Annotated in this window: 14 protein-coding genes and 1 riboswitch; of the genes, 7 read left to right on the forward strand and 7 right to left on the reverse strand. The window is 42.7% G+C overall.

Annotation, left to right across the window (positions count from 1 at the left end):
* Positions 1-400 precede the first annotated feature (400 nt).
* The 6 genes from cysK to BLR42_RS01285 all read left to right on the forward strand — a co-directional run bounded on the left by cysK (position 401) and on the right by BLR42_RS01285 (position 6,296).
* Complete coding sequence (cysK, locus tag BLR42_RS01265) at positions 401-1,333, forward strand: cysteine synthase A (RefSeq protein WP_091865959.1); 933 nt, start codon at positions 401-403, stop codon at positions 1,331-1,333.
* 119 nt (positions 1,334-1,452) lie between these two features.
* Entirely contained in the window at positions 1,453-1,629 is a 177-nt protein-coding gene (locus BLR42_RS22540; protein WP_022761578.1) for a hypothetical protein, read from the forward strand.
* Positions 1,630-1,692: 63 nt separating this feature from the next.
* A riboswitch (Lysine riboswitch) is annotated at positions 1,693-1,865 on the forward strand.
* Between the two features lie 115 nt (positions 1,866-1,980).
* The gene (dapA, locus tag BLR42_RS01270; protein WP_091865960.1) at positions 1,981-2,862 is read left to right on the forward strand and encodes a 4-hydroxy-tetrahydrodipicolinate synthase; all 882 of its coding nucleotides are present in this window, start codon (positions 1,981-1,983) and stop codon (positions 2,860-2,862) included.
* 18 nt (positions 2,863-2,880) lie between these two features.
* Positions 2,881-3,636: a 4-hydroxy-tetrahydrodipicolinate reductase gene (gene dapB, locus BLR42_RS01275; protein ID WP_091865962.1), complete on the forward strand. Its 756-nt coding sequence runs from the start codon at positions 2,881-2,883 to the stop codon at positions 3,634-3,636.
* Between the two features lie 38 nt (positions 3,637-3,674).
* Positions 3,675-4,472 (forward strand): phosphoribosylformimino-5-aminoimidazole carboxamide ribotide isomerase, encoded by a 798-nt coding sequence (gene hisA, locus BLR42_RS01280; RefSeq protein ID WP_091865964.1) that lies wholly within the window; start codon positions 3,675-3,677, stop codon positions 4,470-4,472.
* A gap of 156 nt (positions 4,473-4,628) precedes the next feature.
* Entirely contained in the window at positions 4,629-6,296 is a 1,668-nt protein-coding gene (locus BLR42_RS01285) for a dicarboxylate/amino acid:cation symporter (RefSeq protein ID WP_091865965.1), read from the forward strand.
* A 59-nt stretch (positions 6,297-6,355) separates the two neighbouring features.
* Here BLR42_RS01285 and BLR42_RS01290 read toward each other — a convergent pair whose 3' ends face one another.
* The 6 genes from BLR42_RS01290 to BLR42_RS01310 all read right to left on the reverse strand — a co-directional run bounded on the left by BLR42_RS01290 (position 6,356) and on the right by BLR42_RS01310 (position 12,940).
* Positions 6,356-7,909 (reverse strand): dicarboxylate/amino acid:cation symporter, encoded by a 1,554-nt coding sequence (locus tag BLR42_RS01290; protein ID WP_091865967.1) that lies wholly within the window; start codon positions 7,907-7,909, stop codon positions 6,356-6,358.
* A gap of 11 nt (positions 7,910-7,920) precedes the next feature.
* On the reverse strand, positions 7,921-8,343 hold the full coding sequence (locus BLR42_RS01295; protein WP_091865969.1) for a glycosyltransferase: 423 nt from the start codon (positions 8,341-8,343) through the stop codon (positions 7,921-7,923).
* A 566-nt stretch (positions 8,344-8,909) separates the two neighbouring features.
* Positions 8,910-10,355 carry a leucine-rich repeat protein gene (locus BLR42_RS01300; RefSeq protein WP_091865971.1) on the reverse strand — a complete coding sequence of 482 codons (1,446 nt, stop codon included), beginning with the start codon at positions 10,353-10,355 and terminating at the stop codon, positions 8,910-8,912.
* Between the two features lie 56 nt (positions 10,356-10,411).
* Positions 10,412-10,549, reverse strand: a complete 138-nt coding sequence (locus tag BLR42_RS22550) for a hypothetical protein (protein ID WP_170832589.1) — start codon at positions 10,547-10,549, stop codon at positions 10,412-10,414.
* A gap of 127 nt (positions 10,550-10,676) precedes the next feature.
* On the reverse strand, positions 10,677-12,476 hold the full coding sequence (locus BLR42_RS01305; RefSeq protein ID WP_091865972.1) for a methyl-accepting chemotaxis protein: 1,800 nt from the start codon (positions 12,474-12,476) through the stop codon (positions 10,677-10,679).
* Positions 12,477-12,739: 263 nt separating this feature from the next.
* Positions 12,740-12,940 carry a cold-shock protein gene (locus BLR42_RS01310; protein WP_022761586.1) on the reverse strand — a complete coding sequence of 67 codons (201 nt, stop codon included), beginning with the start codon at positions 12,938-12,940 and terminating at the stop codon, positions 12,740-12,742.
* A 340-nt stretch (positions 12,941-13,280) separates the two neighbouring features.
* On the opposite strand from BLR42_RS01310, the gene BLR42_RS01315 reads away from it, so the two are divergent.
* Entirely contained in the window at positions 13,281-13,571 is a 291-nt protein-coding gene (locus BLR42_RS01315; RefSeq protein ID WP_022761587.1) for a YerC/YecD family TrpR-related protein, read from the forward strand.
* A 187-nt stretch (positions 13,572-13,758) separates the two neighbouring features.
* Here BLR42_RS01315 and BLR42_RS01325 read toward each other — a convergent pair whose 3' ends face one another.
* Positions 13,759-14,175, reverse strand: coding sequence for a bactofilin family protein (locus BLR42_RS01325; protein WP_091865976.1), 417 nt, complete (start codon positions 14,173-14,175; stop codon positions 13,759-13,761).
* Positions 14,176-14,190: the final 15 nt, after the last annotated feature.

The raw sequence follows: 14,190 nt of genomic DNA on the forward strand, positions 1-14,190 counted from the left end.
AAAAAGTAAATAAAATGGGGTTTCTTGCATTTTGGTATACGTTTTAGGTACTTTTTAAGGGCGTTTTGAAGAGAAAAGTAAATAGAGAGCTGGAAAGAGCATTTTGGTATACCTGTTCTGAGAAATCATGGGTACCAAATGCTTTAAAAAGCCTTTTTATTTACAAATAGCCATAAAAGAATCCGGAAAAATGGCCAAAAGGTATACCAAAAGTTCAAAAATGCTCTCTCATTTACTTTCATCCATTTTTTCCATTAAAGAATGCTTCCCCCTGGTCCTTTGCTATGCGAAATCCAACCTAATTTGATATAATACTCTTTAGCTGTTCTGCTTGGAGGATACAGAAGTAGGCAGGGATAAAATAATAAACATTCATAAAAAGTGATAAGAGGTTTTTACAATGGTATATGAAAACGTGCTCGCTGCAGTCGGGCATACTCCGATGATAAGACTTAACAGGATACCGGATCCGGACGGGGCGGAGATTCTGGTAAAATTCGAAGGTATCAATATCGGCGGATCGATAAAGACGAGAACCGCCCTCAACATGATACTGGCTGCCGAGAAGCAGGGAATAATAAATGAAAATACTGTAATAGTTGAGCCTACAAGCGGAAATCAGGGGATAGGTCTTGCACTTGTCGGAGCGGTAAGAGGCTATAAAACAGTAATAATAATGCCTGATTCGGTAAGTGAAGAGAGAAGAAAGATTATAAGACATTACGGCGCCGAGGTAATACTTATCCATGATGAGGGAGACATAGGTGCATGCATAGAAGAGTGCTTAAATACAGCGCTCAGGATGCAGAAAGAGGATCCGAACATTTTTGTTCCTCAGCAGTTTGAGAATCCCAACAACACCATGGCGCATAAGAATCACACAGCGCTCGAGATAATGGCACAGGTTGAAAAACCGATACACGGCTTCTGCTCAGGAATAGGCACCGGCGGAACCATTACGGGAATCGGTGAAGTACTAAAGGCGCAGTATCCTTTTATAGAAATCTGGGCGGCAGAGCCTGAAAATGCCGCAATTCTCGCGGGAGGTAATATTGGAACACACCTTCAGATGGGAATAGGTGACGGCATAATACCCGATATCCTGGATCAGTCTATTTACAACAATATCTCCATTATTACGGACGAGGAAGCCATCGGAATGGCCAAGAGGCTTGCCAGAGAAGAAGGGATAATGTGCGGAATTTCAAGCGGAACAAATGTAGCTGCGGCAGTTAAACTTGCGAAGAAACTCGGAAAGGGGAAGACAGTAGTTACCATACTTCCGGATACCGCTGAGAGATATTTTTCCACCCCTCTTTTTGATGAAAAATAATCCTGGAGAGTTCAATTTTCATAAGGCAAATGATATAATATTTTTAAGCGAATAGAGACGAGAGAATGATTATCTATATGAAGATGTGTTAAAAATTCTAAAACCAGGAGGTAGAAAGCATGGTGATTATAGATAAGATATTCGGGGAACACGAGGACGTGTACAAGAGCCCCTCAGAAGGAGAGCTCCAGATGGAGCAGACGGGAACAAAGGAGAAAAAGCCGAAGGCCGAGATCACGGAGGAGGATACGGTGAGGTTTACGGAGCACGACAGATTCTGGGAGGGCATGAAATAAGTTTGTTTTAATTTAATTCATCACGTTGACACTGCACTGCGCTAGTGTTATTATGACATACAAGATTCAGATAGAGGTTGCGTATTCTATCAGTAAGAATTCTGATGCGACAGGCGCAGGTGAGGAATTCCGAAAGGACAATACGCCGAAGGATGAGCCCGCCTGCAGGGGTTATACCTGGGCATACAGTTAAGAGCTGTATGACTGTCATCGCAAGATGGGGAGCTATCGCACTAATTTATTTTGGTGATGATTATTATGGAGCTAACTCTCTTTGCGATGAGTTAGCTCTTTTTCAAATGTTATACATTTGAAAAAGACGATGTACAAATAATAAAAGGAGACAACTTTATGGCAGTATTTAAAGGTGCAGGTGTTGCTATTGCAACTCCATTTTATGAAGACGGATCGGTTAATTATGATGAGTTCAAGAGACTGATTGATTTTCAGATTGAGAACGGAACCGATGCTATCATCGTGTGCGGAACGACAGGTGAGAGCGCTACCATGACAGAAGAAGAGCACATGGAGGTATCAAGGTTCTGCATCGAATATGTAAATAAGAGAGTTCCCGTAATTGCAGGAGCAGGATCGAACTGCACTAAGACTGCAATCGATCTTTCGGTTGATGCTGCTAAGGCAGGCGCGGACGCGATCCTTTCAGTAACTCCTTATTACAACAAAGCAACTCAGGACGGACTCGTTCAGCACTTTACTGCAGTTGCTAAGGCTGTTGATATTCCGATAATCCTTTACAACGTACCCAGCCGCACAGGCTGCAACATTCTGCCTGAGACAGCAGTCCGAATGTGCAAGGACGTTGATAATATCGTCGGTATCAAGGATGCAGCAGGTAATCTGGCTCAGACTACCAAGATGATGCAGCTTGCTGACGGATGCATCGATCTCTATTCAGGTGAGGACGGACTTGTTGTTCCGATCATGTCACTCGGCGGACTCGGAGTTATTTCTGTATTATCAAATGTTGCACCAAGGCAGACTCATGACATGTGTCAGAAGGCTCTGGACGGAGACTTTACAGGCGCAGCCAAGATTCAGCTGGAGGCACTTCCTCTTATCGATGCACTTTTCTCAGAGGTTAATCCCATTCCGGTTAAGGCAGCACTCGAGATGATCGGCTTCAAGGCAGGTCCGCTTCGTCTTCCTCTCACAACTATGACAGAGAAGAACAGAGTTGTTCTTGAGAAGGAACTGAAGAAATTCTTGGGATAAGGGGAGAAAGGACAAAGTATGATTAAAGCAATTATGCACGGCTGCAATGGTCGTATGGGTCATGTAATTGTCGACCTTGCAGGGGCAGATGAAAATATCGAGATCGTAGCAGGTGTTGATGCCTATGGGGAGAATTCTTACAATTTTCCTGTATTTGATTCTATAGAAAAATGTGATGTGGATGCTGATGTTGTAATTGATTTTTCCAATGCATCGGCTGTTGATAACCTTCTTGAGGTATGCGCAGGCAAGAACCTACCGGTAGTACTTTGCACGACCGGACTTTCGGAAGCGCAGCTTGCTAATGTTCAGAGCACTTCAGGCAAAATTGCAATCCTGAAATCGGCTAACATGTCTGTAGGTATCAACATGCTTATGAAGGTACTGAAGGAGATTTCACCTGTACTTGACGCAGCCGGTTTTGATATCGAGATAGTAGAAAAACACCACAATCAGAAGCTCGATGCGCCCAGCGGAACAGCGCTGGCACTCGCAGATTCCGTTAACGATTCACTTACTGAAAAGTGCGAGTATGTATTTGACAGAAGCACCAGACGTGAGAAGAGACCTAAGAAGGAAATCGGTATTTCTGCGGTTCGCGGTGGCACCATCGTAGGAGACCATGATGTAATATTTGCGGGAACTGATGAGGTTATCACTCTTTCTCACAGAGCTTATTCACGAAGCGTTTTTGCAAAGGGTGCCATTGAGGCAGCGAAGTTCCTTGCAGGAAAGAGCGCAGGAATGTATGACATGAGCGATGTTATCGGGTGACAGATCTTAAGCACAACTTTCGCATAAATGAGGATAAAATGAGACTTAGACCTTGCATAGATATACATAACGGACAGGTTAAGCAGATTGTAGGCAGCAGCCTGCGCGACACGGGGGACTTGGCTAAAGAGAACTTCGTATCAGAGCAGGATGCTGCTTTTTTTGCACGCCTTTATAAGGAAAAAGGGCTGCGGGGAGGACACATCATAGTTCTTAATGCAGCTGACAGCCTATACTACGAAGCATCTGTAGGGCAGGCACTATCCGCTCTTTCAGAAACACCGGGATATTTGCAGGTGGGAGGAGGAATTACTGCTGAAAATGCCTGGAGATTCCTTGATGCAGGAGCTTCGCATGTCATCGTGACAAGCTATGTTTTTAAGGATGGAAAAATCAATTACGAGAACCTTAAAAAGCTTCTTCGGGAAGTCGGAAAAGAGCACCTGGTTCTTGATCTTAGCTGCAGGAAAGCAATTAAGAATGACAGCTCCGAACAAAACTATTATATCGTTACGGACAGATGGCAGAAGATGACAGAAGTCGCTGTGACAATGGAGACCATGGATGAACTATCGGGCTACTGCGACGAATTTCTTGTACACGCAGTCGATGTGGAAGGAAAGCAGTCCGGCATAGAAGAGGAGCTTGCAACCATGCTTGGAGGGTGGGGGAAACTTCCAATAACCTATGCGGGTGGAGTTCACAACTTCGATGATCTTAACCTTTTGAAAAAATCCGCAGGAGGAAAACTTGATGTCACTATAGGAAGTGCCCTTGATATTTTCGGAGGGAATATGCCTTTTGAAGATGTTATAAGTTTTATGGAACACAGCTGATATGAAGGAATAATGTTGCTATAGCAACCTCGCTCGGTGCTAGAGTTTTTGTTAGCAAAACTCTTTTTTTATACTAATTTAAGAAAAGAATTGTGCATAATATAGTACGATATTATTAGTAAGATTCGTAGAGTTTTTGCAGAGGGGGCACTCAGAATGAGATATATCAACGCAAAGAAAAGATTTATGGTATCTGATGAGGATTGCATCACTAGAAGTATCGAGTTCACTGAAGAATCACTAAAAAGTATAGGCTTAAATAAAAAGCTGGTAATAAAGGCCGTTCTGGTTGCAGAGGAGACGATTGCCCAGCTTATTAAAAAGATGCCTCCCAATGGTACATTTACTGTCTGTGTAAGGAAAATTCTTGGTGAGACGGAAGTGGTAATAAGGGCCAGAGGACCTGAATATAATCCGGATACAACAACCGCAGACGGGGTTGATAATTTAGAGAGGCTTGAGGATGAGGATGCGCAGGATGCTATTAGAGCTATCTTGCTGAAGGCACATGGCGAGGACTTCAAGGTAAGCTATAAAAACGGTGTCAACAAGATCAGAATTCTTGCAAGCGGTGCTGAATCTTCAATGCTTATTAACACAATGATCGGCCTTGTGCTTGGCCTTATTTTCGGAGTTCTTTTGCAGATGGTGATTCCGCCGCAGATTGCGGGAGGTATTTCAAAATATGCACTGGATCCCATAAAAACAGTCTTCATGAACTGCCTTAAGATGATAATCGCACCGGTTGTCTTTTTCTCAATCGTATCCTGTGTATCGCAGTTCAAAGACCTGTCCCAGCTTGGAAGAATTGGCGGCAAAGTAATGGGAGTGTATATGCTGACGACGGTTCTGGCTGTGCTGCTGTCGTTGGGTATTTCGATGTTTATTCACCCCGGGAACTTTGGATTTGCGCTATCCCTTTCGGAAGCGGCAGCAGACGTATCCGTTGATACGAATGTTGATACGTCGATTCTTCATACGATAATTGGAATATTCCCATCGAACTTTGTACAACCATTCGTGGATTCAGATACCCTTAAGATAATATTCCTGGCATTTATATGCGGAATAGCAGTTGGAATGATCGGTGAATATTCGGCATTCCTAAAGAACTTTTTCGATGCCTGCAATTCACTTTTCCTTACAATAACAACGCTTGTCACAAAGATAATTCCTGTCGCTGTATTCTGCTCGGTAGCGCTCATGGTTAAGGACATGGGAGGTGCGTCGATTTTATCGGTGCTGGGGTTTGCCGGAACGGTACTGTTCTCAATGCTTTGCATGATGCTGGTGTATGGCATTCTGATTGCTGTTATCGGACGACTGAATCCCATACACTTTTATAAAAAGAATCGGGAAGGCATGCTTACGAGTTTTACGCTTGCATCAAGTAATGCAGCCATGCCGACAAACATGAGAACCTGTACCGACAAACTTGGAATATCTCCGAGAGTCTGCAGCTTCTCGATACCGCTCGGAGCAACCGTTAATATGGACGGAACCTGTATATTCCTAACAGCAGCGGGATTGTTCCTTGCCAGAGCTTACGGCGTCAGCATTCCTCCGTCAGCATATTTGTCTCTGGTTATAACCATTATTTTGCTTTCTCTCGGATGTCCGGGAGTTCCCGGAGCAGCAATCGTTTGCGTGGGTATTGTTCTTGTACAGATTGGTGTCCCGATTGAGTCGGTAGGACTTATAATCGGTATCCATCCCATTATCGACATGTTCGAAACGATGTCCAACACAACAGGAGACGTGGCTGCAGCCTTGATTGTAGCCAAAACAGAAGGCCTCCTCGACGTAGACCTCTATAAATCATGAAAAACAGTTCCCCGGGTGATGAATACATATACCCGGGGAACGTTATTAAGGGGATAGTATCAGTTTTTGAATTTATCCAAATCCAATAGGTTTTCGGTTTTGGCAACTATGAGAGCGGCGGCAACATCGCCTGTAGTATTCGACATGGTATCGATCATGTCTATGATAGGGTGAATTCCCATCACAATTCCGATAGCTTCCAGAGGAACGCCAATCTGTCCCAAGACAATGCCGAGACACACAAGTCCGGATCCCGGCACGCCCGGACAGCCAAGTGACAGCAAGATAATAGTGATAGCAAGAGAAAAGTACGATGAAGCAGGAATGCTGATTCCATAAGCTCTTGCAAGAAACAATCCTGTGGTTACCAGAAAAATACAAGCGCCGTCCATATTCACCGTAGCACCAAGCGGAATGGAAAAACTGCATACTTTCGGAGAAATCCCGAGTTTATCGGTGCAGATTCGCATATTGGTGGGCATTGCTGCATTACTTGATGAAAGAGTAAAACTCGTAAGCATGCCTTCTTTGTTCTTTTTATAAAACGTAAACGGATTCAGCCTTCCCATAATGGTAATCAGAATGCCATAGATTATGAGCATGCAGAATATGGCAAATAGCTGGGTAAAGAAAAATCCCAGAACCGAAAAAAGTGACTTCCCGCCAAGATTTTTAACCATAATTGATGCAGAACAGAATACAGCGATAGGAATACATTTTGAGATTATTGTCGTTATGGTAAGGAAAAGTGAATTGCAGGCCTCGAAGAATTTTCCTAGAAACGATGAGTATTCACCGATCATCCCAACAGCTATTCCGGTCAGGGCAGCAAGGAAAATGATCTGCAGGGTATTGGAATCTACAAACGGCTGCAGAAAATTCGAAGGGAAAATGCCTACAATTGTGTGAAGAAGAGATGTATCGACAGTTGTATTCACTGATACATTTTGTGATACATCAGTAAGGGTAAGAGCAAATCCCAATTCTCCCGGTTTTATTAGCATAGAAATGCCCATGGCCATCAAAATAGCAAGCACTGTTGTAAACAGATACATGCTCATAACTTTGCCGCCGATCCTTCCGAGCTGGGATAAATCCTTAAACTGCGATATGCAGGATACGATCGAGAAAAAAACCACCGGTGCGATAATCATTTTAAGACAGTTCATGAAGACTGTTTTTACAGGATCCAGAGCATATTGTAAAATACCATCTGCAACCTGCGACGGAATTACTGTTTGCAACAGAACTCCGAAAATAAGTCCAAGCCCAAGACAGATCATAGTATTAATAAGCATTGAAGATTCTGAGCCGCCCGCGAGAATTCTGATCGTATTGGTGCCGTTTTTATAGCTTACTTTATAATTCTCACCATGGGCTTTTAGGAGTAAGGAACGTATTATGTCCTGAGCATCCTCATCTTCAAGCTTTCCGAGATTATCAATTCCATCTGCGACTGAAGTATCAGGATGATATTCGCTTCCTTTTGCAGTTATAACAACTTCCGCCTCGCCGAGCATTTTTCTCACACATACTGAAAAATGCCCATTTGGCGGTATCCTCTCTATGAGCTGAGCAACCGTTTCTTCTGCAATAAGAATAGTCTTTATCAAATGCTTTTTATTTAAATCTCTTTTTTCAAGAAGCCTTCACCCACTGCTCTTGCAATATCCACGTCAAATTTGGTGTGATAAGTAAAAACTATGGGTGCATCTGTCTCATTTTGCAGAATGCGAGCCATTATAGTTGATGATGCCGGGCAATGCGTATGTATTATATCAGGTCTTGTACCTGCAATCTGTTCAATCTCGCGCATTGCAAGTGGGTTACCTGTTCTGTAGCCCTTAATAAAGTCAGTAGTATCAAGACTTTTATAAGGTACTACCTTGTAGGGATAGCCGCTGTAATCAGCTCCCGGGTATTCCGGGGTCCCGACAACAACACCTGCTCCAAGCTCTTTCGTTAGTATCCTTCCATAGTTCATCACTACGTTGGCAACTCCATCAATCACAGGTGGAAATGAATCGTTTAAAAGACAGATATTCATATTATTACGTTGTTCTCCTTAGGCTTTTTTTCTCTCAGAATTCTTGAAAAGCTACGCATCAAGACACTTTGAAAGGTTCGCAAGCGCTGTCTGCATTCTCTTTTATCTTCCGGAATCCTTGTGATCCCCTGCATCAACCGACATAAGATTCCCTATGACGTTATCTAAATAGGCATCTCCGCTCTTTGTGCTTTCAGATATGTCTCTTCATCCTTGCTTTAACCGCATAATCTATTATCTCACATTCTTGCACAAGTGTATGCCTGTTTTTTCTCTTTCGGGCATAATAGAACAATGCCTACGGCATAGTTGTCAAGACATGCATGATTCCGTGTATTAATTTGGCTTTGACTTGAACAGCGGCCTTAATGAGACCGTCTGTGAGACCTCACGGGGTAAGTCTCCGAACCTTTCCTCGTTCACCTATCCGATTTAGTACCATGGTTACGGTTGCCTTTGGGACTTTCACCCAAGGTTCGGGACATGCCCGTCACACTGAAAAAAGCGAAATGCAAGAGCCAACTCTCACATTTCGCTTTAAACTTTTATATCTATAAGGTTTTTACTTACTTCTTAAATTTTTTGTATTTGATGACTGGTTTCTTAGCACCGCTTTTTTTCTTAATTTTGTTAAATACTTTCTGTGCTTTCTTCTTGTTCTTTGCCTTAACTACAATTTTGATCCCGGACTTGGTTTTTCTAAGCCAGTTTTTTCCTGTAGTTTTTAGAACATTTCCATTAACCGTTATTGTACTTAGCTTGGTGCAGCCATCGAAGGCATTTGCACCAATTTTAGTAACATAATTGCCAACAGAGATAGTCTTGACTTTAGTATTTCCTTTTAATGCTTTTGCTTTTACTTCAGTAACCTTGTAAATATTACCGCTGGCGTCCTTTACAGTATCCGGGATGTTAATTTTAGTCTTTTGCGCATTTGCTGTGGTACCGGTGTAGGCAACAGTTGGATTTGATGGATCAGAGCTTGTTACGGTATAACCGGTTTCTGCACCTGATTCGTCTTTAAGCTCTGTACCCTCAGATGCAGGAGTTCCTTCGGCACTGCCGTCTTCTGTGGCAGTTACAGGAAATTTCATCTTTAAATAAGGGAACGACTCTATTGTACTTCCTGCTGCGATCGCTGTGCCTGTTCCTGTACCGGAGACGTTTGTCCAGCCCATTCCTGCAAGAGATGTAGTAATAGGGAAACCGGTATAGGCAAGAGTATCACCTGCTATTTCCACATTACCGCTCTTTATTACCGTGTTTTTATTATCGCAGAAAATTCCATATTGTTTGCCATAAGCATTCAATGTGCCGCCTTCTATAGTAACACCTTCAAAAGAACAGATAGCCGCATACCAATTCTCTGCCGTACCATTCCCGGTAGCCTTCAATGATCCGCCGCTTAAAGTTAAACCGCCGCCGTTCCAATCTGAAAAACCACATGTCCCTCCTGTCAGGTCAACAGTTCCACCTTTTACATGTAATCCATGTGAGCCTATTGCATATCCATTAGAATTAACTGTAACAGTTCCGCTCTCAATAGTAAGAAGTGAACCAGGCACAAATATTCCTGCATCATCAACAGCGTTCCCAACATTTATATCAAGACTGCCAGTGCCTGTTATTGTAACAGGTTGTGCACTATATATTCCATAATAATTATCCATATGAGAACTGTCTGTGATTTTATTGTTTCCTTCTAATTTTATTGTAAGAGGATTCGCACCCAAGTATATAATATTAGCAGATTTATTGGTTCCATTATTGGGATTTATTGCATTCGCAACCACATCATCGGAATATCCATTTAGTGTCAAAATATTATTAATAGCATCATAACTCCATCTACCCGCATTGTAAGAATCCCAGACAGAAATGCCGCCTACATACAGGTTCCAGCCGTCAGCCTTAGCTGTTAAGACGCCGTACCCCAAATTTTGGAAAAGGCAGGAGCACACAAGACTTACAGCCGTTATGGATGCCAACACTTTCAATATGTTTTTACTCATAAAAACCTCCTTGTAATTATTTCTTCACTCAAAGAACACTTATGCCAAGTCAGTATTCAAACTGGTAAGAACATTTTATCATTCGTGTAATTTAAATCAACACTCTTTAGGGTATCCTCAATAAAACCAATACTCTCTCTTATACAATCCTCATCAGACACCAAAAACACTTTTTTAGAATTAATAAATTTCAAAACAAACTCCTCCTTATATCATAGAAGTAAGGTCCCCCGGAGTGTATATGTTCAGCACCCGATCGATTATGCACGAAGTGCAACGAGATCGGTGATGAATATATACACTCCGGGGGACCGTATTATATCAAAGTGAGAATTTTGCAACGAAGTCCTGGAGTTCCTGGGCGTTCTCGGCGAGCTTGTCGGAGGCTTCCGCAACCTCGTGGGTGGAAGCTGTCTGCTGCTGTGATGCAGCGGATACGTTCTGAGTCTCGTCGGCTACATTGGCGCTCATTTCCTCGATCTTCTGAATATTGTTGGCAATAGTCTCGGTACCGCCTGAAAGCTGGTCAACAATCTCACTCATGCGGGCACTCTGCTCGGATACAGAGTGAACACGGCTTACAATCTCGTTGAAGGTATTACCTGCCTCGTTAACGACTTCAGAACCTTCAATAACACTCTGGGCACCTTCTCGCATGGATTCTACAGCTTCTTCGGAGCTTGTCATTATATCACCGATAAGAGCAGTGATCTTGCTGGCTGCTTCGTTTGACTGATCTGCGAGCTTGCTGATCTCACTGGCAACTACAGAGAAGCCTTTACCCATTTCGCCGGCTCTTGCCGCCTCAATACTTGCATTGAGTGACAGGAGATTGGTCTGGCTAGCGATTTCTGCAATTGTATCAACGAAGGCGTCGATATTCTTTAGCTTATCGCCAAGACCTTCAACCATAGTAGCAGTATTTTCCACGGATTCTTTTATCGTATCCATCATGGCTGTTGCGCGGTTCATGTCGGCAGCACCCTTTGTAGCAGCTTCGTTTGTAGCATTTATCATGTCATTGGAGGTAACAATTGCATCCTGGAATTCCTGCATGTTATTAACAAATTGCTGAGTCTCATTGCTTGCTCCGGATACAGCAGTAATCTGGCCGCTGCAGGAGTTAGCTACAACTGTGCAGGAGTTTGCAACCATTTCACTGGCCTGTGCTGACTGTGAAGCGCTTGCGGAAAGCTCCTCAGATGCAGATGCAACGTATGCTGTAGTATCTGAAATCTTTGCCATGAGTTCACGGATATTGGTATGCATGAGATCGAGGGCTTCAGAAATAAGACCAATCTCATTATTATGTGTTTTTAACGGACGAACCTTTTGTATGTCTTTGTTATCACTAAAGTCGCTGTTTGCCATTCGCTCCATCTCTTTTGCAACGAGAACAATGGGAGTACTGATCTTTTTGCCGATATAAAATGCAAGAATTATGCCGAGAATGATCATGACAATCAGCACGATAACTGACTTGATGATGGCGTTCCGCAGAGAAGCCTCTGCTTCAGCTTTATATTCTGCTTCGAGAGCATCGATGTGATCAATCCATACACCGGTTCCTACAACCCAGTTATAGGGCTCGTAGAGCATAGTGTAACCCATCTTCGGGAGCGGCTCTGTCTCATCGGGCTTAGGAAAACTGAAATAGGAAAAACCGCCGCCTGCCTTAGCATTTGCGATGAAATCCTTGATCATATATACGCCGTTGGGGTCGCAGGAATCGATACGACTTTTTCCCTCGGTATTTTCACGTCCCAGAAGCACGACATTGACACCTTCTGTGGTATCAATCCAGAAGTATCCGTCGCCGTCCATGTAGCGGAGTTCGCGGACATATTCAGCGGCGATTCGCATGGCGTCATCTTCTGTAATGGCACCGGCCTCAGCAGCTTTATGTACCTGCTCAATAAGGCTGACCACGTTCTGAACCTGGTTTCGAAGCTCTGACTGCTGATCCTCCAACAGCCTTTGTCTATACGCGGCGGTCTGCCTTTTTGTCGTAGCGATTGTGCTATTAATTGTAAAAAGCTCAATGATTATACCGGTCAGAATAACAGCACCGGCTATAACTGCAATTAGTACATACATTAAAGATCCATTACGCTTTCGCATTGTGATACCTCCATAAGAAAAATCGAACACAATTAAATGATAGCAAAAACGGAATATGGATAAAATTAAGTAGATATAAAAATAGATTAAAACCTTATAAAATCGTAGGGATTAAATATGAGATTGAAAGAAAAGGAAGATAGTTTGGCCTCAAAAAACCCATCCGTTACCGGATGGGCCTATTGATTAATCATTTGTACACTTGCTGATTCTATATATTAAGAATAAGGCACATTGTAGTCTTGATTAAATGTTGCCGCTAATTAAAGCTTGTTTACGTTAACGGCCTGGGGTCCTTTTTCACCCTGGATTACGTCGTAATCAACTGCAGCGCCTTCGTCGAGAGACTTGAAGCCCTCCATGTTGAGTCCGGAATAATGTACGAATACATCATTGCCTGCCTCATCAGAAATGAAGCCGTAACCCTTCTGGTTGTTGAACCACTTAACTGTACCCTTGTTCATAGCTTACCTCCACTAAAAAATAAAAAATAGTTCTTATCGTCAAACGAGTACATCAATTGACGATATGTTGTATTAAAACAACATAATTAGGATATCATACGGGGCATTAAAAGTAAAGGAATTATTAAAATATTCGCGAAAAAAATCACAATTTACAATACTTATGATAGCATCACTTTACTTTAATTGTTTAGTGTGTTAAAATATGCAAGCAGTGAAGTGAATTGACGAAATAAAGTAAATTATGTTTCAACATATTTATTTGCTTTTTTGGATATAGTTGCTTCATTTTTTTATGCATTAGAGGGCAATGATATTTTTTATCACACGGAGGATAATAATGAATAAGAAAATTCGTACAGAGGCTGTTGATCACTTATTTGAGGCCATTCTGTCACTTGATGATAAGGAAGAGTGCTATAGCTTTTTTGAGGATCTTTGCACGGTGAATGAGCTTATGTCTCTTTCCCAGAGATTTGAAGTTGCAGCCATGCTCAGAAAGCATAAGACCTATCTCGAGATAGCAGAGAAGACCGGAGCTTCAACCGCCACTATCAGCAGAGTTAACCGATCATTGAACTATGGCGACGACGGCTACGCTTTGGTATTCTCTAAAATGAAAGAACAGTAAGTGGTAAATCTTCTCTTAGTGGGAGATAAGATAAAGATTAAAGCCTTCTCCCTCAGGGAGAAGGTGGCAGCAACGCTGCCGGATGAGGGAGAATCAAAAGCCCGCCGGAATATATATGAAATTTCAAGCGATTATAGCTTTGCTAACGAGCGAGAAATTTCATATATATTTTGGCGGGCGTATTATATTAAGTAGTAGCAGCTCTTTCTTTGGCTGTTTCAGCAGAGGTTTTTTCTGCGGTCATCTTGCATTGGCCCTGGAAAATTGCATTTTCATCGATTACGAGAGTTTTTGCGGCCAGGTCTCCGACAAGCTTTCCTGTGTCACTGATTTCAACTTTACCCTGAGAGCAGTTTACGTTGCCCTGAATTTCACCTGCAAGGAAAAGATTTGTGGCGGTAACTGCGCCTACGATTTTTCCTTCCTGACCAAGGATAAGTGATCCGCCTACGGACACATTGCCATTGATGGTTCCGTCAACTCTTGTGCTCTCCTTAGCGGTGAACGGACCATCTATAGTTGCGCCGGATGCGATAAACGTTGTTATCGGCTCCGCAGCAACATCAATTGAACCGTCTGATTTTGAACTGTTAAAAAGTGCCATTGTATTCCTCCTAAT

Origin of the sequence: Butyrivibrio sp. INlla16, assembly GCF_900104155.1 — a bacterium.
Classification (GTDB): domain Bacteria; phylum Bacillota; class Clostridia; order Lachnospirales; family Lachnospiraceae; genus Butyrivibrio.